This window comes from Pseudoalteromonas sp. SWN29 (assembly GCF_015864465.1).
Lineage (GTDB): Bacteria > Pseudomonadota > Gammaproteobacteria > Enterobacterales > Alteromonadaceae > Pseudoalteromonas.
Genome location: NZ_JADYXE010000027.1, coordinates 38,569 through 62,567 on the forward strand (window position 1 = coordinate 38,569; position 23,999 = coordinate 62,567).

Annotated in this window: 24 protein-coding genes; 17 read left to right on the top strand and 7 right to left on the bottom strand. The window is 38.3% G+C overall.

The window, feature by feature from the left end; genetic code table 11:
- Window positions 1-51 precede the first annotated feature (51 nt).
- Window positions 52-561 carry a GNAT family N-acetyltransferase gene (locus I6F53_RS11740; protein WP_007580595.1) on the top strand — a complete coding sequence of 170 codons (510 nt, stop codon included), beginning with the start codon at window positions 52-54 and terminating at the stop codon, window positions 559-561.
- 36 nt (window positions 562-597) lie between these two features.
- On the opposite strand, the gene I6F53_RS11745 is transcribed toward I6F53_RS11740, so the two are convergent.
- A complete protein-coding gene (locus I6F53_RS11745) occupies window positions 598-984 on the bottom strand; it encodes an MmcQ/YjbR family DNA-binding protein (protein ID WP_007580596.1) in 387 nt (128 codons plus the stop codon).
- A gap of 194 nt (window positions 985-1,178) precedes the next feature.
- Between I6F53_RS11745 and efpL the strand changes: the two genes are divergently transcribed.
- Window positions 1,179-1,751, top strand: coding sequence for an elongation factor P-like protein EfpL (gene efpL / locus I6F53_RS11750; RefSeq protein ID WP_007580599.1), 573 nt, complete (start codon window positions 1,179-1,181; stop codon window positions 1,749-1,751).
- 142 nt (window positions 1,752-1,893) lie between these two features.
- The gene (locus tag I6F53_RS11755; RefSeq protein ID WP_007580601.1) at window positions 1,894-2,088 is read left to right on the top strand and encodes a hypothetical protein; all 195 of its coding nucleotides are present in this window, start codon (window positions 1,894-1,896) and stop codon (window positions 2,086-2,088) included.
- On the opposite strand, the gene I6F53_RS11760 is transcribed toward I6F53_RS11755, so the two are convergent.
- Together I6F53_RS11760 and I6F53_RS11765 are read right to left on the bottom strand one after the other, a co-directional pair.
- Window positions 2,085-4,337, bottom strand: coding sequence for a sensor domain-containing protein (locus I6F53_RS11760; protein WP_007580604.1), 2,253 nt, complete (start codon window positions 4,335-4,337; stop codon window positions 2,085-2,087). The two genes, I6F53_RS11755 and I6F53_RS11760, sit on opposite strands and share 4 nt — an antisense overlap.
- A 54-nt stretch (window positions 4,338-4,391) precedes the next feature.
- Window positions 4,392-7,115: an insulinase family protein gene (locus I6F53_RS11765; RefSeq protein ID WP_197176717.1), complete on the bottom strand. Its 2,724-nt coding sequence runs from the start codon at window positions 7,113-7,115 to the stop codon at window positions 4,392-4,394.
- 192 nt (window positions 7,116-7,307) lie between these two features.
- Between I6F53_RS11765 and sixA the strand changes: the two genes are divergently transcribed.
- Genes sixA through I6F53_RS11780 form a run of 3 tightly spaced genes read left to right on the top strand, consistent with a single transcriptional unit; the run spans window position 7,308 to window position 8,902 of the window.
- Entirely contained in the window at window positions 7,308-7,778 is a 471-nt protein-coding gene (sixA, locus tag I6F53_RS11770) for a phosphohistidine phosphatase SixA (RefSeq protein ID WP_197176715.1), read from the top strand.
- A gap of 24 nt (window positions 7,779-7,802) precedes the next feature.
- The gene (locus tag I6F53_RS11775; RefSeq protein WP_024591642.1) at window positions 7,803-8,156 is read left to right on the top strand and encodes a RidA family protein; all 354 of its coding nucleotides are present in this window, start codon (window positions 7,803-7,805) and stop codon (window positions 8,154-8,156) included.
- Window positions 8,157-8,164: 8 nt separating this feature from the next.
- A complete protein-coding gene (locus I6F53_RS11780) occupies window positions 8,165-8,902 on the top strand; it encodes an SDR family oxidoreductase (protein ID WP_197176713.1) in 738 nt (245 codons plus the stop codon).
- 1 nt (window position 8,903) lies between these two features.
- On the opposite strand, the gene I6F53_RS11785 is transcribed toward I6F53_RS11780, so the two are convergent.
- The gene (locus tag I6F53_RS11785; RefSeq protein WP_007580614.1) at window positions 8,904-9,833 is read right to left on the bottom strand and encodes an AEC family transporter; all 930 of its coding nucleotides are present in this window, start codon (window positions 9,831-9,833) and stop codon (window positions 8,904-8,906) included.
- A gap of 27 nt (window positions 9,834-9,860) precedes the next feature.
- Window positions 9,861-10,418, bottom strand: coding sequence for an endonuclease SmrB (smrB, locus tag I6F53_RS11790; protein WP_007377742.1), 558 nt, complete (start codon window positions 10,416-10,418; stop codon window positions 9,861-9,863).
- Between the two features lie 152 nt (window positions 10,419-10,570).
- Between smrB and prmB the strand changes: the two genes are divergently transcribed.
- The 7 genes from prmB (at window position 10,571) to I6F53_RS11825 (ending at window position 15,903) form a co-directional block, all read left to right on the top strand.
- Window positions 10,571-11,506, top strand: coding sequence for a 50S ribosomal protein L3 N(5)-glutamine methyltransferase (gene prmB / locus I6F53_RS11795; protein WP_165725676.1), 936 nt, complete (start codon window positions 10,571-10,573; stop codon window positions 11,504-11,506).
- A gap of 64 nt (window positions 11,507-11,570) precedes the next feature.
- On the top strand, window positions 11,571-12,668 hold the full coding sequence (aroC, locus tag I6F53_RS11800; RefSeq protein WP_008138551.1) for a chorismate synthase: 1,098 nt from the start codon (window positions 11,571-11,573) through the stop codon (window positions 12,666-12,668).
- Between the two features lie 119 nt (window positions 12,669-12,787).
- Complete coding sequence (locus I6F53_RS11805) at window positions 12,788-13,180, top strand: DUF4112 domain-containing protein (protein WP_166419181.1); 393 nt, start codon at window positions 12,788-12,790, stop codon at window positions 13,178-13,180.
- A 164-nt stretch (window positions 13,181-13,344) separates the two neighbouring features.
- Complete coding sequence (locus I6F53_RS11810) at window positions 13,345-13,806, top strand: zinc-ribbon domain containing protein (protein ID WP_166419180.1); 462 nt, start codon at window positions 13,345-13,347, stop codon at window positions 13,804-13,806.
- A 117-nt stretch (window positions 13,807-13,923) separates the two neighbouring features.
- On the top strand, window positions 13,924-14,478 hold the full coding sequence (locus tag I6F53_RS11815) for an elongation factor P hydroxylase (protein WP_197239666.1): 555 nt from the start codon (window positions 13,924-13,926) through the stop codon (window positions 14,476-14,478).
- A complete protein-coding gene (locus tag I6F53_RS11820) occupies window positions 14,468-15,631 on the top strand; it encodes an ATP-NAD kinase family protein (protein WP_197178220.1) in 1,164 nt (387 codons plus the stop codon). Before I6F53_RS11815 ends, I6F53_RS11820 begins: the two co-directional genes overlap by 11 nt.
- Window positions 15,628-15,903, top strand: coding sequence for a YfcL family protein (locus tag I6F53_RS11825; protein WP_002962183.1), 276 nt, complete (start codon window positions 15,628-15,630; stop codon window positions 15,901-15,903). Before I6F53_RS11820 ends, I6F53_RS11825 begins: the two co-directional genes overlap by 4 nt.
- A 140-nt stretch (window positions 15,904-16,043) precedes the next feature.
- On the opposite strand, the gene I6F53_RS11830 is transcribed toward I6F53_RS11825, so the two are convergent.
- Both I6F53_RS11830 and I6F53_RS11835 read right to left on the bottom strand, forming a co-directional pair.
- Window positions 16,044-17,903 (bottom strand): DEAD/DEAH box helicase, encoded by a 1,860-nt coding sequence (locus tag I6F53_RS11830; RefSeq protein ID WP_197239667.1) that lies wholly within the window; start codon window positions 17,901-17,903, stop codon window positions 16,044-16,046.
- Between the two features lie 160 nt (window positions 17,904-18,063).
- The gene (locus I6F53_RS11835) at window positions 18,064-18,327 is read right to left on the bottom strand and encodes a GrxA family glutaredoxin (protein ID WP_004587283.1); all 264 of its coding nucleotides are present in this window, start codon (window positions 18,325-18,327) and stop codon (window positions 18,064-18,066) included.
- Window positions 18,328-18,584: 257 nt separating this feature from the next.
- On the opposite strand from I6F53_RS11835, the gene I6F53_RS11840 reads away from it, so the two are divergent.
- From I6F53_RS11840 to I6F53_RS11855, 4 genes are all read left to right on the top strand, one after another.
- Complete coding sequence (locus tag I6F53_RS11840; protein WP_197178219.1) at window positions 18,585-19,622, top strand: response regulator; 1,038 nt, start codon at window positions 18,585-18,587, stop codon at window positions 19,620-19,622.
- Window positions 19,623-19,643: 21 nt separating this feature from the next.
- On the top strand, window positions 19,644-20,255 hold the full coding sequence (locus I6F53_RS11845) for an isochorismatase family cysteine hydrolase (RefSeq protein WP_166419175.1): 612 nt from the start codon (window positions 19,644-19,646) through the stop codon (window positions 20,253-20,255).
- Window positions 20,248-23,058 carry a PAS domain-containing hybrid sensor histidine kinase/response regulator gene (locus I6F53_RS11850; RefSeq protein ID WP_197239669.1) on the top strand — a complete coding sequence of 937 codons (2,811 nt, stop codon included), beginning with the start codon at window positions 20,248-20,250 and terminating at the stop codon, window positions 23,056-23,058. Before I6F53_RS11845 ends, I6F53_RS11850 begins: the two co-directional genes overlap by 8 nt.
- Window positions 23,059-23,385: 327 nt before the next feature.
- Window positions 23,386-23,676 (top strand): hypothetical protein, encoded by a 291-nt coding sequence (locus I6F53_RS11855; RefSeq protein ID WP_166419173.1) that lies wholly within the window; start codon window positions 23,386-23,388, stop codon window positions 23,674-23,676.
- The last annotated feature ends 323 nt before the right edge of the window (window positions 23,677-23,999 follow it).

Consider the following 23,999-nt stretch of genomic DNA (forward strand, 5'->3'; position numbering starts at 1 on the left):
CGCATTTAAATGCGGTTTTTTTATAGTTTTTATAAATAAATGAGGAGCTTAATGACATTATTTACACAAAGATTGAGCATATACCAAATGGAAGAATCTGATTGGCCTCTTTTTCTTGCGCTTCATCGCGATCCTCAAGTCCTCAAGTATTGTTTTGATATGCCAATGGAGTCACTGGTAAGAAACCGCTTTGAGATACGCTTGCCTAAGTGGAATGCTAAATCACGTCATCCCCTGTGTTTACTCATTATTAATAATCAAACAAAACAACCTGTGGGTGTTACAGGTTTTGCCTATGACGGAGAAACCGCAGAGCTTGGTTATTTATTATTGCCAGAGTATTTTAATAAAGGCTACGCGACAGAATCCCTAAGAGCTGTGATTGACTGGGCTTGGAAAGAATGTGGTATTAGGCAGTTTAAAGCAGTCGTAACGCGTGGCAATATTGGTTCTGAAAAGGTGCTTGGTAAGTGCGGTTTAACCCATACCGATACACTTTTTAAAGTGCATACAATAGGCGAAAAGTTATATGACGATTTAATTTATACGCTTAAGGTGTAGGGTTTTAATGGGCTAGTAGCCTAGCCCAAAAAGTGTTTACAAGTGAAGTGAAATAGCTTTTCGGTCTTTTTCTGGCATGTTTTCTACGACTAAATTAAATGAGTTATCAATCATTCTCTCAATTTCACCTTGTGGAATTGTGCCGTCTAAAATTACTGTGTTCCATAAGCGTTTATTCATATGGTAACCAGGGATCACTGCCGGGAAAATATCACGCAATGATATTGCTTCATCAGGATCGCACTTTAAGTTAAGCCACCAAATAACCTCACCATCATCATTAGTTTGACCGTCATTGCCAATAGCAAGAGTCGCAAACATTTTATGATTCACTTTATATACATCAACCTCTTGCGCAAATGGTTTTGTAACCTGAACAAGTGGTTTTTTAACTAAATACTCATGTACTTTTTTCTGGTCCATGATCCATTCCTTGAAGTCATACTCGGTAAAGCTACCATAGCAGTTTTTTTCACATTTGATTATATGTATTTTAGTATAAATTAAAATTTTACAAGCTAATACAACATGTAGCGTAAAACCAACGTAATTTTAGTTGAACAAAATCCAGTTCGTGGTATGTTTCTGGCAATCAAAAAAATAATAGGAATTCACACATGCCAAAGGCGAGTGATGTTAAAAAAGGTACTGCTATTGACTTCAATGGCCGCGTTTTAGTTGTAAAAGATATTGTGCGCTCTGTGCCGCAAGGTCGTGCTGGTGGTAGTTTATACCGTATGCGTTTATACGATGTGGTAACCGGTGGTAAAGTTGACGAAACATTCAAAGACAGTGACATGCTAACGCTGGCTGATTTAACACGCCGTGAAGTAATGCTATCGTACATTGATGGTGACGAGTATGTGTTCATGGATAATGAAGATTACACGCCTTATAACTTAAGCAAAGATGCTATTAGCGAAGAAATTTTATTTGTTAATGAAGAAACACAAGGCGTACACGTAATTGTTATTGATGGCGCGCCAGTAGGGCTTGATTTACCGTCAAGTGTTGAACTTGTTGTTGAAGAAACAGACCCATCTATCAAAGGTGCATCTGCGAGTGCTCGTTCAAAACCTGCACGTATGTCTACTGGCTTAAATATTTCTGTGCCAGAGCATATTTCAACAGGTGACCGTATCCGTATTAATACTGTTGAACACAAATTTATGGGTCGTGCTGAAAAGTAACGCGTAAATTATAATTTTAAAAGCCGAATCTGTGTTTAACAGCTTCGGCTTTTTTGTGCGCGCGGGGGATTTGTTGCTTTAAATTTAATCACGTTAGCGTTAGAATAAGTGCCGTATTTTTGAGCAACTTTAAAGGGTAATTTTGTTTATAGTTTTACTAAGCAGTGCATTTATAGCTTTAATGTATTTAGAAGCCATTAAAAAAGGTATGCCAATTAAGCGATGGCTTATTTTAGGCGGTTTACTTGGGCCTGTGGCCTGGTGCTTATTTAATCTACATTATCGCCGTGCTTTAGTAAGAAATGTAGGTATAAATGCGTGTATATGGCGCCCTTAATTTATCGACGCCACATTTTTATTTTTTCTAATTAAGCTTGGGGCTGCTTTAGTTTGTTGCTGCTTTAAAAATTCAGTAAATTCACTTTTTGATAGTGGCTTAGAATAGTAATAACCTTGTACTGTTTCGCAATTAAGCTTTTTAAGTATATCAATTTGATGAGCTTGTTCTACACCTTCAGCAACTACATGCAAATCAAGGTTATGCGCAATAGTGACTATTGAGTCGACCATATTACGCCCACGTTCGTTGGTCATGTCATCTATAAATGCTTTATCTACTTTAAGTGTATTAAGCGGAAATTGCTTTAAATACGCTAATGATGAATAACCAGTACCAAAATCATCCATTGCTAAATGAATACCTCGGGCACTTAACGAACGCATAATTGCAATGGCTTCTTTAGGGTCGTCCATTACAGTACCTTCTGTTATTTCAAGCTCTAAAAAGTAAGAAGGTAATTCGTTTTTTTGCAAAATAACGTCAATACGAGAAGTTAAATCGGGGAGGCTAAATTGCTTTGCTGATAAGTTGACAGCTACTCGGCCGCTAAATAAACCGCTATCTAGCCATTCTTTTACGTCTCTGCAGGCTTTGTTTAATACCACTTCACCAATTTCAATTATTTGGCCAGTTTCCTCGGCTATAGGTATAAAAACTCCCGGACTAATAATGCCTTTTTTGGGTGTAATAAAGCGCACTAATGCTTCCATTCCGGTTAGCTTGCCTGTGCGAATATTCATTTTTGGTTGGTAGTACACTTCAAAATGGTCTTCTTTTAAACCAAAGCGCATGAGGTTTTCAATTTGCAGTCGTTTAACGGCTTGACGGTTCATCGTGTCGTTAAAAAATAAGTAGCTGTTACCTTTCTTTTTAGCATGATACATCGCGGTATCTGCATTTTTTAAAAGCAGTTCAGGCGTATTACCGTCTTCTGGAAATAATACAATGCCTACACTTGAGGTGATTGCCAGTTCGTGGCCAGCCATTTTAAATGGTGTAGCAATGGCTGCTAAAAACTGTTTTGCCATACGTGTAATTACATGTATGTCGTTAGTGTCAGACATTACAAGAGCAAACTCATCGCCGCCTAAACGATAAAATACATCATTTTCGCGGGTTAGTTTATTTAAGCGCATTGCTAGTTTAGCTAATAAGCTGTCACCTAGTTGATGCCCTAACGAGTCATTTATTTTTTTAAAGTTATCTAAATCGAATACAAGCAAGGCGTGATGCGAGTTGAGCTTTACTAGCTTTTGCAAATCAGTAAAAAATAAATTTCGGTTAGGCAGACTAGTTGTGCGATCTCGATTCGATAAGTTATGTAACTGCGATTCGGCTTTTTTACGCTCTGTTAAATCTGAATAAACAACGACATAATTAGTTATTTGATTTTGATCGTTTTTAATTTCATCTATCGATATTTCTATAGGCAATAAAACACGCTCACTATTACGAAGCTTCACTTCTTGTTGGATATGTTCGCGCTCTTTTACTATTTCAATAATTCTGTTTGTGTAGCTTGGCTCATACCCAGATAGGTTGAAATCTTTTCCTAAGTATTGCTCGCGTACGCCACCAAACAAGGTTAAAAAACTCGGGTTTATATCAACCAGTTTAAAGTTTTTATCGTAAATTGCTAAGGCGTCAGTGAGTGATTCAACACATTTAGCAAAAAGGTTTAAGCGCTCTTCCGTTGATTTTAACTGTGATATATCGCGAACGGTACCTGTCATTCTAAGGGGTGATAAGTTGGCGTCTTTTTCAATTATTTTTCCGCGATCGAGTACCCAATGCCAACGACCAAATGTATCTTTGATTCGGTAGGTGGCTTCAAAAAAAGCAGACTGCTCTGCAAAGTGTACTTTTAACAAGTGCTCAACGTTATTAATATCGTGAGGGTGAATAAGGCCTTTGTTTGGCGGAAACCCCATTAAGGTAGTCGAATCCATTAAGTACTTATCGTTAATACGAATAACTTCGCCTGTTTTTATGTTCCAGTCCCAAAGTGTATCGCCGCTACCTTCTACAGTACTTTTAAGGCGTTTTTCCGAAAGACGGAGTTGACGGCGTGAGCGTCTAAGTTTGTGGATTACAAATAACAGGTAGGGCAAAGCAAGCGCTATAATGGCGCTTGCTAGTATAAGTATATTGTCGGAGTTGTAATTAAATGATGACTCAAAGGCAAAAAGCTCAAATGAGTAAGCAAGTACTACAAGCATGCTTAGTTTTATTATTATTTTTATCATTTTTTTATTACTTCTAATTTACAAATGATAATTTAAAACAAGCTAAACCTAGTGTCAAAGAGATTGAGAGTAAACGGGCATATTTTGAGATTTATTGACTTTTGCCGAGCTTAAAAGCTCATATCTTGGTCTATTATCATCAAATAGGCTTAGTGCATAAACTTTTAGTTCTTTTAGGGTTAGCGCATTTAAGGCATCTAAAAGTCGTTGTTGCATATAAAATTCATGATCTCTGTTACCAATAGCAAGCCATAACCGTTGTGAGCGCAGGCGCAGGTTTTTATCTTTTTCTGCAATATGAGTACTAAGGCCGTGTTTTTGCTGTTGCCAATCGTTTTCATCAAGTGCATCAATATTATCAAGGTAGTTTTTAATAAAACGGTTATGTCGATGCAATAATGTTTTTGCATCAAACTTAGGTGACTGCACATAAAATGCTATACCAGCACGCGTGTTAAATGGTGCATAACCAGCGCCTACTAAATAACCAAGTTGCTGTGTAGTTCGTAATTCATTAAAGTAATCTTGATTAATTAAATGATTTAACGCCATCATTTTTACTTTTTCGGCCACGCAATCCGTTTGCGCTTGATAGTAAATAACCATTGCATGGTCGTTACAAGGAAGCTCTAACTCGTAGCGAGTTACTTTTTTAATTTCAAAAAGAGGGCGTCTTAAATCTTCAATTATGGTTGCGTTTTTTAAGTGATTTGCGACCTTTTTTTGAAAGGCTATTGCATCACTTTGCTGCCAGTTACCATGTAAAAATGATTCAACATGTAGTGCTTTAAAAAAGTCTGTTCTGAACTCATTAAATTGCTGAAAACAGGTGTTTTTTAATGCCGATGCAAGCTCCCCAGGTTGTGGGTTCCAAGGCATTATTTTTGCGCCTAAAATGCTAAATAACTCACTGACTGGTTTGTTTTGGTTGCTATTGCGCCAATGCCTTACAAGCTGTTTTTTATATTCAGCAAAGCGTTTTGCACAGATCTCTACATTAAATAAAGCATCTATTAATTGATCAACAAGCTCTAACTGGCTAGATGAAAGCCCCGCGGTATGTAGAGTTAATCCACCTTGATGCGAGGTTAAGTGGTAGCTAAGTCCCGCAAGTTCTGCTGGATAAAATTGCTCGCCCACACTATCCATAAATAAATCTGTAAATAAGCGGGTGAGTGCCATATGTTTTACATCTTTTACGGCAAAATCAGAATCCATGGCCAAATAAAAATGGCCTTTAGCAACACGAAATGTGTTGTCTTGTTTAAACCAAAAGTCAAAACCGGGTTCTTTTACTAATAACTCGGGTTTTGTTTGTGGTTTTACGACATCAAATAACACCACTTCTTTTGTTAAATAAGGATTAGCTGTAGGTAGCAGCATTTCGCTCAACGGCTTATTTATCTCGCTAAGGGCATCAAGCCAACTAGGTGAAATATGTTCTACTTTATATGGTGTGTTGTACCATGCCGTTTTATGTTCAGGCTCTACATCTGGATGTATAAGTACGATGCGCATATTATGTGGCGTTAACCACTGCATGGCCATTTCGTGGGTCGCTTTTTTAAAGCCTTCCATTAAATAGTCGCCTTGCACGTAATTTGCTTCATCGTAATGCTGCATATTAATGCTTAAGTTACTAACCCAATCAATTAAACGTGACTTTTCTTGGTTATCGAATGCTATTTGTAATAGATTTTTTTTATCTTGATATAGGCGCGGTAATTTTTCGGTGTTATGGTTAATTAAGCAAATGTATTCAAACACCATTTCAATAATATCTTCAAAGTATTCAATGCCTTCATCACTAAGCGCTAAACTAATATTAAAATCTTTGAAGTTGCTACCATTAATACCACCGCCAGCAGAAAGTGCATTGATCCAGCCTTGCTCCTTTAAAATAGAATAAAGAGAACCGGCGCCTTCATAGCCAAGTAAATGAGCTATAAAACTTACTGTTTTGTGACGATAAAAGTCATCAATATTAGGCATAGCAAAGCTAATAATAAGTTTTTGCATATGCTTATGCGGCTCAATATGGAGTATTTTCCCTATGTCTTGCTTGCGATAAAGTGGCTCACTGATCTCTGGCTTTTTAAAGTTTTTGTTGCCGTTAATTGCGCTAAAGTAAGTTTGCGTCCAACTTTGCAGAGTATCTAGCTCTTCATTAGCGCATATAACCAACGTCATCCACTGAGCTTGGTAGTAGTTATTAAAAAAATCACGTAGCTCGTCGCTAATACAGCGCTCTCTGTCAGCTAGAGTTTGTAGGTTACCCACAGAAAATTTAGCAAATGGATGAGCAGGATTTACTGTTTCTTTGTGGGCCTGATAAATACGGCGACCATCATCTTTTATTTTTAGCTTAAACTCGGCTTCAATTGCATTTCGTTCTTTTTCTGTTTCGGCTGAATTTAAAAGAGGAGCAATAAAAAAACGACTAAATTGGGTTAGCGCTTGTTCAAATTCTTGATTGTTAATATCAAAAAAGTAACAGGTATGCTCAGTGCCAGTCCATGCATTGGTGTTGCCGCCAGCTTGGGAAACAAAATTATTAAAACTGCCTGAATCTGGATATTGGTCTGTGCCTAAAAAAAGCATGTGCTCTAAAAAGTGTGCGAGGCCTTGCCTGTCAAGAGGGTCGTCAAAATGTCCGGCGTTAACTGCCATTGATGCTGCCGCTTTTGTAGAATCTTTATCTTGCACTAATAGTACTTTTAGACCATTGTCCAGTGTAAAGGCGCGGTATGCTCTGTTATCATTGCGGCTGATATTCAAATGATGCTCCTGAAACTAAACGTTTACTTGTTAACAACAGATGATGGCTTCAGGAAAGCGAAATATAGCTTGAAAATTTACCTGAGTCTCATGAAAGAACTATTTTAGAAATAAATAGGTTTATGTTGTCAATATAGCTGACAAACGGGCAAACTGGCTACTGTTTTATATTCTTTAATTGGTTGATTTTTTATGAAAACAATCCTAATAATGCGCCACGGCGAAGCAACACCCATGCAGGCTGATGATGCAGGTAGAAATTTAACCCAAGCAGGGCATGATGAAGCTGAAAAAATGGGTCTTTGGCTCAATAAAACACATCACCCTGATGCACTGTTAGTTAGTCCTTACATTCGAGCGCAGCAAACGGCTGCAGGTGTTGCTAAAAATAACGAATTTAAATTTAGCGAAACCACGTCCGATATAATCCCTGAGGGCAAACCTCAAATTGCCGCTGACTACATCGAAACACTTATAGCTACTCACCCCCAATGTAATACGTGGCTCATTGTAGCCCATATGCCTATTGTCAGTTATTTAGTGGATCAATTAAGCCCTGGCAATATGCCCATTTTTAATACGGGTGCTGTAGCTGTTATTAGTTACGATGAGCAAACCCAGCGTAGTAGTTATTTAAGTATAAATGCCCCAGAAAATGTTTAAATATAAATAATTGAGTAAATTAAAATGACGATAGAACGCTTACAAACAGGTGCGCGCATGAGCCGCATAGTAAAACACAACGGTACTGTGTATTTATGTGGGCAAGTATGCGCCGACGCACAAAAAGATATTAAAGAACAAACTCAAACTATGCTCGATAAAGTAGAGGCGTTACTTGATGAAGCAGGAAGCTCAAAAGAGCATATGCTTAGTGCGACTATTTACGTAAAAAGCATGGAATATTTTGCTGATATGAACGCAGTATGGGATGCGTGGGTAACCGAAGGTTATGCACCAGCACGTGCTTGCGTGGAAGCAAAAATGGCGCGCGATGCACTGCTTGTTGAAATTTCAGTAGTCGCAGCTTTAAAAGAATAATAGCGTTAATGACTCGCTCCCCCGTTGTACTCATCACTGGCTCTAGCCGAGGTATTGGCGCAGCTACGGCATTATACTTTGCTAAGCAGGATTATGATGTTTGCATTAATTATAAAGCTGATTTAGCTAGTGCCAAGCTAGTAGCTGATCAAGTAAGAAGCTTTGGCGTTAGAGCTCAATTTATAAAAGCAGATGTGTCCAAAGAGATGGATGTTTTGGCGTTGTTTGATTTTATTGATAAAGAGTTTGGTCAACTTGATGTACTTGTAAATAATGCTGGGATATTACAGCCGCAAATGCCCTTACTGGAAATGAGTGCTGAGCGCATAAACGAAGTTTTGACTACAAATATTACCAGTGCTTTTTTATGTAGTCGTGAGGCAATAAAGCGAATGGGAAATGGCGGTAGTATTGTTAATGTTTCATCGGGGGCCGCTAAAACGGGCTCTCCTAATGAGTACATTGATTATGCAGCATCTAAAGGTGCAATGGACACATTTACTATTGGCTTGGCAAAAGAGGTGGCAAGTAAAGGTATTCGTGTTAACTCTGTTAGACCTGGGCTTATTTACACTGATATGCATAGTGATGGCGGCGAAAAAAATCGAGTCGATCGTCTTAAAAGTAAATTACCCCTTGGCAGAGGCGGTACACCCGAGGAAGTTGCTGCAGCAATTTACTTTTTAGCTTCGGAGCACGCTTCTTTTACAACGGGTAGTTTTGTTGATGTAGCCGGCGGTTTGTAAGCTAAAGTAATAAAGCTAGCCAAAACGTAAAGCTAATAACACTTAAGATAGTAGAAAGTACGACAGCCCCAGCAAGAGTAGCTTCATGCTGCTTTATTTGACTCGCAATAAGATAAGCATTTACGCCAACAGGGGACGCACTTAAAAGTACCAATACATTAAGTATTTGCGTGTCTAGCTTAAATACATAGGTGCCTACCAATAAAACTAACGCAGGCAATAAAAATATTTTTAAAATTGATGCTATTAACGCGGGTTGCCAATTTGCTGCTATTTTATAAAAAGCTAAATTAGCACCAAGTACAAATAGCGCACAGGCAATTGCTGGTTTAGCTAATAGATCCAAACTATTTGCTAAGTCGGTGAATAGTGTTACTCCTAAAATGTTTAATATAAGCCCGCATCCAATACTCAGTACTATTGGATTTAACACCATACTTTTTCCAAAGTGCGACCACGAAAATTTATCGCTGCTGCCTTTAGCGCCTATTAAAAAAGTAAGTGCAAATAACAATGTGCTATGAAAAGTAATGATCATAAACGCAATGGCTATCATCTCTTTGCCAAGCGATGCAATAACAATAGGAATACCCACTAACACCATATTTGAATAGCTAGAAGCAAGTCCAAAGACGCCGTGTTGTTGGTAATTTTTTAAATACTTTTTATTTAAATAAAAGCGGTCAATTAAAATACCCACCCCAAATACACTCAGAACCGGTATGTAAAAACTCAAAAATGCAAAAAGGCTAATGCTTTGCTGTAAGTTAATTTGCGACATATTTAACAATAAAAAAGCAGGCAAACTAATATAAAAAGTAAATTTACTTAAGCCTGCAATATGCTGCTTTTCGAAAAATTTTAATCGGCAACAGCTGTAACCAAACGCCACAATAAAAATGAGCGGAAAAATAATTGAAAAAATATGCACGAAGTTACATCCTAGTAATAGCTAAAGTTAGCGTCTAAATTCATCACTTTGCGGTAAATTAATTAGTATGAGTACAGCGCCTCTACCACCATATTCGAGAGGGGCTTGGTGCATCGCTATTACGTCAGGGTGCTGTACTAAGTACTGAGGCACTTTGTGCTTTAGTACGCCGCCGCCAATACCGTGCACTACACATGCACAATAGTAATGCTGCTTTTTACATTCGTGAATGAGTCCAGCGAGTTCATCTTTAGCAAGTTCTTTATTTAAGCCATGTAAATCTAGCGTCAAATCGGGTGCAAAGTCACCACGGCGAAGCTGTTTAGCTAGGAAGGTATCTTGGCCTGGTTTTACATATTTAACCGTGCCGTGGGTGTCTATATCGGGAATATAAACGTCTGAGAAGAAAAATTCAGATTGAGCCTGCTTTTTTTGCTGGGCAAATTGCTTAGCTTGTGACACCTTAGGCTTTGTATCAAAACGATGAGTATCTTGTTTAAATACTTTGGCGCCTGTGATCGTTTGACGAAATAAGCTTATGTCGTCATTGCTTAGGGACGAATGTGATGGAGTGTCTTTTTTCATAACTATTACCTAAACAAAAAAACGTAAAAACGCAGCGCAAAAGGCGGTACAATACTTAAATGAGGGGCAATTGTAATTTGCCCAGCGCAGATAGGCAATGCAATCGTCTTAAAGACTCAAAACAGTCAGTAAGCTAATACAGGTAAAAATATATGAGCGATTTACAAATAGAAGAAGCAACACTCGAAGAAGCCGTTGCAGAACTGTCAACTTTACATGACTGGTTACGTTGGACTACAAGCCAATTTGCAAGTAGTAGTATATTTTTTGGACACGGTACAGATAACGCATGGGATGAAGCTGTAAGCTTATTACTGCCTGCGCTTAGCTTGCCTGTTGATGCGCCAAAAGAATTAATGCACGCGCGTTTAACAAGCACAGAAAAAAACCGACTTGCGGGTCTTATTGCAGAACGTATTAACGACTGCACACCAGTACCTTACTTAACAAACATTGCATGGTTTGCGGGTATGCCATTTTATGTGGATGAACGTGTACTTATACCTCGCTCACCGTTTGCTGAGCTTATCAGCAACCGCTTTACACCCTGGCTTGAAGAGCCACAATCGGTTAACCGTATATTAGATTTATGTACAGGTTCGGGTTGTATCGCAATTGCACTTGCGCAAGCTTTTGAGCAGGCACAAGTTGATGCGGTAGATATATCGTATGAAGCGCTTGAAGTGACAGACATTAACATTAACGATTACATGTTAACTGATCGTGTGTTACCTATTCAGTCTGATGTATTTAGCGGTGTACCAGGTCAAAAATACGACCTAATAGTAGCAAACCCACCATATGTTGATGCAGAAGATATGGCTGACTTACCACGTGAATTTCATCATGAACCAGAGCTTGGGCTTGCATCAGGCCACGATGGTTTAGATGTAACCCGTACTATTTTAAGTGAAGCGAGTGAACACCTAACTGATAACGGTTTGTTATTTGTAGAAGTTGGTAACTCTATGGTACATATGGATGCACTGTATCCGGGCGCGCCGTTTGAATGGATTGAATTTGAACAAGGCGGCTTAGGTGTATTTGTAATTAGCAAAAAGCAGCTAGATGAGTATTTTGCAAAATAAGTAAAAAATGAATAGCCAAGCCGTGTGCTTGGCTATTGGTAGTCATTAGGAATGAGGAAAGTTAATGGCAGGAAATAGCATTGGACAGTTATTTAAAGTGTCCACCTTTGGTGAGAGCCACGGCGTTGCATTAGGCGGCGTTGTTGATGGTACTCCCGCAGGTCTTGAAATCACAGAGGCCGACTTACAAATTGATTTAGATCGCCGAAAACCAGGCCAAAGCCGTTATACAACGCAGCGCCGTGAAAGCGATCAAATAAAAATATTAGCAGGCGTTTTTGAAGGTAAAACCACAGGTACTAGCATTGGTTTATTAATTGAAAACACCGATCAACGTTCGCAAGATTACGGCAAAATTAAAGATGTATTTCGCCCAGGTCATGGCGATTACACGTATTGGCATAAGTACGGCCTGCGCGATTATCGTGGTGGCGGCCGTTCCTCTGCACGTGAAACCGCAATACGCGTAGCGGCAGGCGCTATCGCTAAAAAATACTTAAAGCAATTTCATGGTATTGAAGTTAAAGCATGCTTAAGCCAGCTAGGTCCTATTAAGGCGGAAACGTTTGATTGGGACGAAGTTGAAAATAACTTATTCTTCTTCCCTGATGCAAGTAAGCTTGAAGCGCTTGACGAATATATGCGTGACCTTAAAAAGCAAGGTGACTCAGTTGGCGCTAAAGTAAAAGTAGTGGCAAGCAACGTACCAGTAGGTCTTGGTGAGCCAGTATTTGACCGCCTTGACGCTGAACTTGCACACTCATTAATGAGTATTAATGCAGTTAAAGGCGTGGAAATTGGTGATGGCTTTGATGTAGTTGAGCAAAAAGGCTCTGAGCATCGCGACGAGCTAACCCCTGAAGGTTTTACATCAAACCATGCAGGTGGCGTACTTGCGGGTATTTCGACAGGGCAAGATATTATTGCTTCTATTGCGCTAAAACCAACGTCGAGTATTACCATCCCAGGTAACAGCATTAATACAAGCAACGAAGCGGTTGAGATGATCACCAAAGGTCGTCACGATCCGTGTGTGGGTATTCGTGCAATCCCGATTGCTGAGGCAATGATGGCTATTACATTAATGGATCATTTACTGCGCCAACGCGGACAAAATCCACATGTAAACCACGAACACGGGCCAATTAACGGCTCTGTGTAAGTATTTATAATTATAAAAAACGCGGACTACCGCGTTTTTTTATGTCTGTAATTTAGTTTAAAGCCTTTCAGGAGTTGTTCAAGTAAGCCCTATATACTGTACAAAGGAGGGTAGTAATCATGAACGATAATATTAATGAACACTCACAAATAAAAGCCCAAGCTGCAATAGCCCGCTTAGAACGTTTCAGTAAGTTAACCGATAGCAGTATTGGTATTCCTTTTACTAAATTTAATATAGGCCTAGAGGCTGTGATTGGTTTAATTCCCGTTATAGGTGATGCCGCAGGGCTAATTTTATCAAGTTATGTGCTGATAGAAGCGCAGCGTTTAGGTGTGAGTAAACGTATAAAGACTAAGATGATTATCAATATGCTCATAGACTTTGTGGGCGGTTTAGTGCCATTTTTTGGCGATATATTTGATGCATTTTTTAAAGCTAACACGCGTAATACCCGTTTGTTAAAAAACTATATAGCTAAGCAGGTAAAAACAGAGGGCATTGAACACTAAGTAATACTAATGCCGAAAGTATTTAATGGGTTAAATTATTTAAAGTGTAGAAATTACTTATACCTAAATTCGGATAATAACTACGTATTATTGATTTTGCTTTAACTTGCTTTTATTTAGCTTACTTTTAAGATGTAAGCTGTGAATTTAAAATAGGCAGATATATGTACCTTAACCACCCAAGGTATGGCAATAGACCAATAACTACAAATACCTCAGTGACAATAGAGGAGATAGAGAAAGGGCATTGGCGTTACTCGAGTCTTAAATACTTCCCTAATACGGCAATATTGGCTGATATAAAAAAGCAAAATTATGCCATTTTTCCTCGAACACTCTATGTAGATATTGAGGAGCAGTGCGAGACTTGCTCTAAGGCATTTATTTTTTTTGCTCAAGAGCAGCAATATTGGTTTGAAACATTAAGATTTTGGGTCGATTCGCACTGTACTCATTGCTTTGAATGCCGCAGGCATGCCAGATATATACTAACTCTACGTAAACGGTACGATATGTTAACTAGCTTAGCCAATAAAACCTCAAGTGAAAAAACGCAGCGTAAAGAACTTGCCAATACTCTTTACTGTTTAGGTATTATTAAAAATATCAATAAAGTGAAAGATTAGTCCGCTTATATTTTACTATCACGCCTTATTTTTACTTTAGCTGTAAAAGCCCGTACAATTCGTCTCGTTTTTACTGCGCACAATAGCGCTGCAACCGAGACAAATTAGCCCAATTTTATGCATCAAATAGCTGATCTAATTTCAATTTTTGAACGCACTTTTTATCAAAGTTATAATACACAGCTGATAAAAGGCGATTATGAGCCTGTGTATCTGCCTGCAACAGAGCACGTGCCATATCACCAAGTTGTATTTGCGCATGGTTTTTATGCCAGTGCATTACATGAAATAGCGCATTGGCTGGTGGCCGGAGATGAACGACGATTATTAGAAGATTATGGTTATTGGTATTGTCCTGATGGGCGCGACAAACAAAAACAAGCTGAGTTTGAAAGCGTAGAAGTAAAGCCTCAAGCTATAGAGTGGTTATTAAGCACCGCAACAGGGTTTAATTTTAATGTGTCGGTGGATAACTTAAACGGCGAGCAAACATGTCGGTTTGATTTTCAGCAGCGAGTACATGCACGTGTATTATCGCTTATCGAAAATGGCTTTAATTCTCGTACAGAGTTACTTTTAAAAGCGCTCTCTGATTTTTATAACACACCTTGGCCATTAACAGCGCAGCAATTTAATTGGCAACATCCGAAGGAGCTTTGTAATGGCGTTTAAATTAGGTTTAATTGTAAACCCAGTAGCGGGTTTAGGCGGAACAGTTGCTTTAAAAGGCAGTGATGGCGCACACACAGCCGCCAAAGCAATCGAATTAGGTGCAGAACCAAAAGCAAATAGCCGCACAAAAGCAGCGCTTGAAGTGCTATTGCCTTATAAAGAACGCTTAACCATTTACACCGTTAACGGTGACATGGGTGAGCAAACAGCCAAAGCTTTGGGCTTTAATGTAGAGGTTGTATACAACTCTGCAGTAATAACAACCCCAGATGACACAGAACAAGCAGCAAAAGTACTTAAAGACTTAGGTGTTGATTTAGTTTTATTTGCAGGAGGCGACGGCACAGCGCGTAATATTTGTCATGCAATAGAAGATACCATTCCCGTACTTGGTATTCCTGCAGGCTGTAAAATTCACTCTGGTGTGTACGCTATAACGCCAAAAGCAGCAGGGCGCGTAGTCGAAATGCTGGTTAAGGGTGAGTTAGTTACCTTAGCTGATGCAGATGTAATGGATATAGATGAAGATGCTTTCAGGCAAGGTACAGTAAAAGCCAAACGCTACGGCGAAATGCAAACACCAAGCGAAGTGCGTTATATGCAAGCAGTTAAAAATGGCGGCAAAGAAACCGACGAACTCGTACTTGCCGACATTGCTGCGCATGTTGTATCGCAAATGGATGAAGACACATTTTATATTATGGGTAGCGGCTCAACGGTTGAAGCCATAATGGAAGAAATGGGCCTCGATAATACCTTACTTGGCGTTGACTTAATAAAAGATCAAACCTTAGTTGCCCAAGATTTAACGGCTAAGCAATTACTTGAGTTTACTCGCCAGCAAAGTACTAAGTTAGTCATTACGCTCATTGGCGGGCAAGGGCATATATTTGGCCGTGGCAATCAGCAATTAAGCCCTGCGCTTATACGTGCAATTGGCAAAGAGAATATTATTGTAGTAGCAACAAAAACAAAGCTACAAGCGCTTAACGGTCGCCCCCTTATTTGTGATACTGGCGACAGTGAATTAGATGATGAATTAACAGGTTATATTAAAGTAACCACCGGATTTAACGACCATATTATGTATGCAGTAGGGCACCAAAACCTTAAAAATACAGGTGCTCTGCAAAACCAGGAGATTTTTAAATGAGTTTAGTGAATTATATCGATGCAGCCCAGCAGTACTTCGATGATTTAGTAATAAAAGCAACTGACGATGAATTATTTGCAGGCGGCTATTTACGAGGTCATTTTGATCTTGCAGTTGGTTATGCCGAAGTAGAAAAGCTGACAATCAGTATAGATGAGCTAAACGAAACGGTAGAACAAAGCTTAGTAAAAGCATATCGTAATGGTGAGCTTAATGAAGAAGATAAAACATTAGTTGCACGCTTATGGGAAGAAGTTAAAGCACTCGCTTAACACAATATAAAAACACGATTTGTTTATCACTATCGTGTTTTTTTGTGCCCTTACAAATATTTTTTATTATTAAAATAAATTTTAGATACAAAAAAACCTTGCTCACTTACGTGGCAAGGTTTTTATTAAAGAGTCGTTGCTTATTTCGGCGTTGTAAAGCTTACTGGGCGACGTTCTTTACGAGGGCCAGTACGCTTATCACCGCGTTGGCTATCGTCTTTATCTTTACTAAAAGTGCGCTTTTTGTCACCAGCTGGACGCTCAGAGCGTTCGCCGCGTGGTTCAGCAGGACCTTGATCAGTGGTAATTGTTAAGCCCATAGGACGTTTACAAATAAACACTTTTTGGAAATGATCAAGTACATCTTTAGGCATGTTTTGCGGTAATTGAACCGTACTGTGATTGTCGTGTAAACGAATATCACCAATAAACTTGCTTGAGATGTCAGCTTCGTTAGCAATAGCGCCAACAATGTTCTTAACCTGAACACCGTGTTCACGACCTACTTCGATACGGTAAGTATCCATAGGGCCTGCATCACGGCTGTTACGCTCGCGAGGTTTACGCTCAGCGCGTTCACCACCACGTTCGCCGCCACGTTCGTTACGACGTCCACGGTCACCGCGATCGTTGCGGTCACGTGGGTTGCGGTCGTTACGCTCGTTACGTTCACGAGGTTGAATCTTAACTTCTTCAACTTTAATTGGAGACTGTTGCTGTGCTAAACACAGTAACGCACCCGCTAAGCTTTCAAGAGGAAGTTCAAGTTTTTCAGCCATGTTAGTAGCTATCTCGTTAAAGAATGTAATATCTTTGTTTTCAAGCGCAATAGTTAATTTTGCTTGTAACGCTTCGATACGTTTTTCTTCAACGATTTTTGCAGTTGGTAATTCAACTTGTGCAATTTCAGACTTCGTATGACGAATGATATTTTTAAGTAAATAACGTTCGTTATGTTTTACGAATAAAATTGCTTTACCAGTACGACCAGCACGACCTGTACGGCCGATACGGTGAACGTAGGCTTCAGAATCTTGTGGGATATCGTAGTTGATAACTAAGCTTAAGCGGTCAACATCTAGACCACGAGCAGCAACGTCTGTTGCAATAACAACATTTAGCATGCCGCTTTTTAAGCGTTCTACAGTGCGTTCACGTGCTTGCTGGTTCATGTCACCGTTAAGTGGAGCAGCAGAGAAACCTTCGCGCTCTAATAACTCAGCAAGTTGTACTGTATCGTTACGCGTACGTACGAAAACAATAGCACCTTCATACTGTTCAGCTTCTAAGAAGCGAACAATTGCTTTATTTTTATGTACGCTTGCATTCCAAAACACTTGCTCAACAGATGATACTGTAGAGTTACGCGCAGAAATATGAACCTGTTCAGGATTGTTCATATATTTGCTGCTGATGTTTTGAATCTGCTTAGGCATAGTCGCAGAGAAAAGACATGTTTGCTTTTCGCGCGGTGTTTTTTCCATGATGCTTTCTACATCATCGATAAAGCCCATACGTAACATTTCATCGGCTTCATCAAGTACAAGTGCTTGTAGAGCATCAAACTTGATAGTGCCACGGTTAATGTGATCGATTAAACGACCTGGAGTTGCAACAATAACCTGAGCGCCACGACGAAGTGCGCTTAATTGGATACTGTAGCTTTGGCCACCATATAGTGCCAATACTTCAATACCACGAACATGTTTAGCATATTGTTCGAATGCCTCAGCAACTTGGATCGCAAGCTCACGTGTTGGTGTGAGTACAAGGATCTGTGGCTGTTTCACAGACGGGTCAATATTATTTAGTAATGGCAGTGCAAATGCTGCGGTTTTACCTGTACCCGTTTGAGCTAGTCCCAGTACGTCCTTTCTTTCTAGCAATAACGGTATACATTGAGCTTGGATTTCAGATGGTGTCTTGTAACCCAACTCTTCAACTGCCTTCAAAATTGCAGGAGAAAGATTTAGAGATTCAAACGTGACTGGTTCTGACATTAATACGCCTCAACGAATTTAAAGAGGCGCGCATTATATAGGATTCGCGAGGCAAATGCTTGTATAAATTGAAACTAATTTGTATGTATTTGATGTTGGTCGAAATTTAACCAGTTCAATTTAAGGTTTATTAAACTGGTTAACATATTTAATACAAAGCTTATTTATACAGGCCTAGGTTTTCTTTTGCGTAAGCTTCAAATTCTGTAAACCCACCGATGTGTGTTTGGTCTACAAAAATTTGTGGGACTGTAGGGCAAGGCTTACCCGCTGACTTTTCAAGGTCGGCTTTACTAATACCTTCTTTAATTATGTCAATATAGCGAAATTTAAAGTCATCACGTTCATTTGATAGTTGCTCAGCAACGTCTTTCGCACGAACACAAAATGGACAGCCTTCACGGCCAAAAATTACAGTTAACATAGCTTTCTCCTCAATTTGATTAATATCAGTTTAAATGATTGAAAAATAATTTAAAGCGAAAAAAATCGATTGCAGCATTCTAATAAAACTATAAACCATATTATGCATAGCAATATGATTTGCAAAATGCGAATAGCAAACTAAAAAGTTATTACCCTAATACTTAAGTCTATGAATGCAAGTGTGTTTACAAAAATTAATTTATGGCACATAACTTGATGATGTAGAGCTATACATTGGGTTAACGAGAGTACTTTATGAATATTAATAGTCACGTTTTAGAAATTATCCAAGGAGTAATAGGTAAATATTGTGAAACCCAAAATCGAACTTTTTCTATTACCTTAATTAATAAGTTGCATTGTAATTACGTCTGTTTGCAAATTCCGCCTGAACAAATGATCGCGCAATGCGAAGAGTTTCTTATCCCGGCGTTGGCTTCTGTAAAAGAGAGTTTTTTACTCACGCTCGAAGCAAATATCCAAGGAGTTAGTTTTCATTGCCAAATTGATGATTCTGAGCAAGTAAACACACTTGATTTTCACGGACTTTTAGCAACAAAAGAATCTGTTAGTTTAGCGCTTGATATTAGTCAAAATGTAGACGTTTTAACTGATTGTGAGGCGTTACTTAAAAGCTGCTTAAAAATGTCGGCTAATACTCATGACCGCTTTGGTTTAAATTTTAAATTGTTTAATAGTAATTTTAGGGAATCGGTGCAGCTAGAAGATTTACGTCATCTTAGTGGTGACGCGCTAACTGATAGATTAAATAGTGACAGCTTAAATACACACATAAAGCTGTGCACTATTAACGACATTAGTGAGCTTAGCCAGAATCATAAACTCTCTAAAAAAATATTAGGCTGGCCGTTTTTTGATACTGACTTAATTACTATTTTGGCTGCATTTAATACGCAAACACGTTTATCTGTATTGGTTGCGGATGACAGTTTACCGAGTCAAATTGCTACAAAAGTAATGCTTGAAATGTTGGGTTGCTTAGTAACATGTGCAGAAAATGGAGCGAGTGCATTAACGCTCGCCCAAAATGAATCATTTGACTTACTACTCTTAGATGAGCGCATGCCAGGAATGTTTGGCAGTGACGTAGCGCAGCAATTAGTGAGTCAAAACACACCTAATAACAACACACCAAAAGTTATTTTAACGGGGCTAACCGGCGATGAACAAATAGCAGAGTTATTCGAAAAAGGTATTACTCACTATTTACAAAAGCCAGTGACAAAAGCAGTACTCGAAAAATTTATTAAACCTTGGCAGTTAGCGTCTTAAATTGATTAATAAGGAATAACGATGCCTGATTACTCTAAAACTGCGCTTATTTTGATTGGTTTTCAAAACGATTACTTTTCTCCAAAAGGCGTCCTGTATGAGGTGGTTGAAGAGTCATCAAGAATTACCGGCGTGGTAGAAAATACACTCTCTTTATTAACCTCTTTTGCAGAGCAATTTGCTTTAGTTGTTAATACGCCTATTCATTTTACGCAAAGCTACAGCGAGCTTAAAAATCCGATTGGTATATTAAAAGTCATTGCAGGTGTAGGTGCATTTAAAGCAGGTTTATACGGTGCTCAAACAATTGAGCAGCTAGACCCTTTTAGTAATGTTATAGAGGTGGTGCCAGGTAAAAGAGGTTTAAATGCTTTTACACATACAGCCTTAGCTGAAAAGCTTAAAAAACATAGCGTTACTAATATAATTTTAGCCGGTACAGTGACTTCTATCTGTATTGATTCAACTGCGCGAACGGCTGTTGAACTCGGTTTTAATGTCACTATTTTAAGCGACTGCACCTCGAGCCGCACTCCTTTTGAACAAACATTTTACTGTGAAGAGGTTTTCCCTCTTTATGCGCGAGTTTGTGATAGCAATACTTTTATAAAGCATTGGAGAGAGCATGAATAATAATGATGAACTACAAGTGCAAATCCAATATGCACTTGTTGAAAAACTCTCCAATAGTAATCGACGTCAGGCAAAGTTGTTAGCTATTTTAGATGAGTGTATTTTTGAGTGCGATAAACATTTAAATCTTACTTATATTAATGAGGCTTGGGAGAAAAAACTAGGTTACTCAAACGATTCGTTAATCGGTTCTAATATAACTAAGTTAATGAATTGCGATGATATTATGCATTTTGTTGCATACAGTTGTTGTTTGCTTGAAGGAAAGCAGGCTCCAAGTGTAGAAATACAAATAAAAAATAGTAGTGGGCTCGTAAACTGGTTTGAGCTGAGATTAGTTTATGATGATAAAAGCGGTTTTATAGGGTCCCTCTATGATATTCAGCGTCATAAAGACTCTCAATTTTTGCTAACGCAGCAGCAAAAATATGCTAAACGTTTATCTCTTGTTGCGAGTCATACAAATAACTTAGTGATTATTACAGATAGGTTTGGTGTGATTGAGTGGGTTAATAATAGTTTTGAAGTACTTACAGGTTACACCTGTGATGAAGTTATAGGTACTACACCAGGTGAATTATTACAGGGCCCAAAAACATGTAAAGAAAGTTGTAAGGTTATGTCTCATGCAATAAAAAATGGGCTTCCTTTTCAAGTAGAAACTATAAATTACGATAAAAATGGCAATGTTTATTGGGTTGCTATTGATGCAAGCCCAGTGCGAGATGATGCAGGGCAGGTGATGCACTTTATTGCCATAGAAACTAATATTACTCAGCGAGTTAAAGCTGAGCAAGCAATGGCTGAGATAGAATATAATTACCATTCTGTAGTTGATAATATTCCCGATATTGTTTTACGCCTGGATACACTCGGTAATTTATTATTTATAAATCAAGCGTGGCAGCATGTATTACATACTAAAGTAGATGAGAGCCTCGGATTACCTATAATTGAATTTATAGCAAAAGAAGATGTAGAGAAAGTCAGTAATACGCTGCTTGATTATAAACAAGGCAAGCGCGACATACGTCGCTTTGATATACGTTTGATTAATGCACAAGGTATAAATAACTGGGTTGAAATTACACTAACTCCCATTGTAGGTCGCTACGAAAGTGATTTATTGTCAATTGCAGCAACATTGGTTGATATACAAGAGCGTATAGAAAGTGAACAAATATTACTTGAAGCTAAACATCAGGCTGAAACACTAGCTGAGTCAAAAAGTCGATTTATGGCAAATATTAGCCATGAAATTCGCACGCCATTAAATGCTGTGATTGGATCTGCAGATATTTTACATCATACAGGTTTAACGTCTGAGCAAATGCGCTACACACAAATGATTAAAACGAGTTCGGATGCGTTGCTGAGTGTGCTTGACGACGTATTAACATATTCGCGTTTTGAAGCACAAGCTATAACGCTCGATAATCAACCATTTAGTATTGATACGTGTATTGAAGAAGCAATAGATATTATTACTCAAAGTGCTTTACAGAAAGGGCTTGAGGTTATTTTTGATTTCTATCCAGATGTTCCCACTCAAGTAATTGGCGATCATGCGCGTATAAGGCAAATAGCTATTAATTTATTAGCCAATGCAATTAAGTTTACGCAGCAGGGCGTAATAACGGTTACGGTTAGATGTACTCACAATAAGGGTAATAATTTAAATCTTCATTTATCTGTGAAAGACACAGGAATGGGAATAGCAAAAAATAAGATTGAAAGCATGTTTATGCCTTTCATCCAATCCGATAATTCAATTACCCGAAAACACGGTGGTAGTGGCTTAGGACTAGCTATATGTAAGCAGATTTGTGATGTAGTAGGTGGAGATATTTCGGTTAGTTCTGAGCTTAACAAGGGGAGTGAGTTTATCGTTAACTACCCACTACAAATAGACACAACCGACTCAATATTGAGAGAAGGATTTGCAGCTCGAAGTAAAAAACCAAAAGTATGGATAGTAGGAAGTAACCAAATTCTAAAAACAGCGTTAGAGCACACGGTAACTCGATTTTCTATCGCTTTTGAACACTATGAAATATGTCCAGATATACCTGAATATAATGATTTCCCAGATGCGATTATATTAACTGACCCTCAAATGTTAGCCCAAACGCGCGTGCGTATAAGTACATATAACTCCCTTAATTCACCGTGTTTATTCATTATAGACTTACATGGAGAAAGCTTATTACCGCAAAACCTTAACGACAGAGAGCTTAGGTTAAATGGCCCTTTTAAAGTATCGCATGTACCGCGAGCAATTAGTTTGCTGGAAGAGCAGCTGTTTCATTTGGATATTATATTTACTAATCGCGAACAAAAAGAGGTTTTAGAAAGCCCCTCAGGATTAACTCAGTTGAACGGAACCACTATATTGGTTGCTGAAGATAATACAAATAATCAAATTGTAATTAGGCAGTTTTTAGAACAAAAAGGATGCCAGGTACATATAGCTAGTGATGGGCAAGAGGCAATAGCCAAGGCTAAAAACTATAAAATTGATATTATTTTTATGGATATCCAAATGCCAATACTCGACGGGATCTCTGCAACCAAAGCAATTAGGCAGCTAGGTATAGTAACCCCAATAATAGCACTCACAGCAAATGCGATTCATGGTGATAAAGAGCGATTTATAGAAGCTGGGATGAATGATTATTTAGCTAAGCCAATTGTAAGTGAAACACTTTATTTATTACTTGATAAATATGCACCAAAACTGGCTATTGAATCTAAGCATTTAAAGCTCACTCGTTTAGCGCAAGCGTGGGAAATGTTGAGTTAAGCAATATAAAAGTAGATTTATGTTGCATAAAACTTGATAAACGAAGAAATTGACCTAGTATTTTAGGAGTAAGTTAAATTTGTTTTTTAGTATTTAATGAGTGTTTTTATTGTGGTTTTTTATTTTGATTCGCAAATTGCAATTCAAAATAAAAATGTAGTTTTACGAATTACTGTTGGATTTTGAATTTTATTTTTAACCTTTAATAATCAATTGATTTTATTACTTATTTTATTTTGTTCTTACTTTTATTTAGTTGGCACAAGTTTCGCTATGTATTACATATCAAATCAAGACGAATTTAGTTAAATTTTTAAGGGGTGCAATATGCAAACAAACACAAAAGCCGAACAACAGCCTAAAAGTAATAATTGGGTGCTTACACCAGAAATTATGGTTTTGTCTATTTTGCTCGTAGCTACCTTAGTAATAGGTATTACAGTTTTACGCGGTAGCGATTCTGTAGAAGCGTTAACGGAAATACAGCCGATTACTTTTACACAAGCTGACGTTGAAAATGCACAGTCAATGAGTAACACGTTTGACCCGCAAAATACTAACTATGCACAACATGTAACAGCCCTTAAAAACGAAAATAACGACACCCTTTCAAACTAGAGACTTTTGCGCAGGTAACTATTTACTGTTGCCTGCGTTTTTTTGTTTTCTACCACAATTATTAACTTTTTAAACCTAGCTTTAAAATTACCTGAACGCCTTCCAACCGGAGTTTTTCAACTTAGGTTATGGGTAATCTAATCAGTTTTATAAAACCTCCACTTTATGCTCACCTTTAATTACTAAGTCTAACTTTATGCCAATAATTGTTTGCTGGTTTCTAAGCTTTTTAGGTTTAGTAAACGCTCATAGGTTAGACATTAAGAGAGAATTGGATTCAGGCCGCATTTTAATCGTCCTTTTTCTTTATCTCTTTTTGGGTT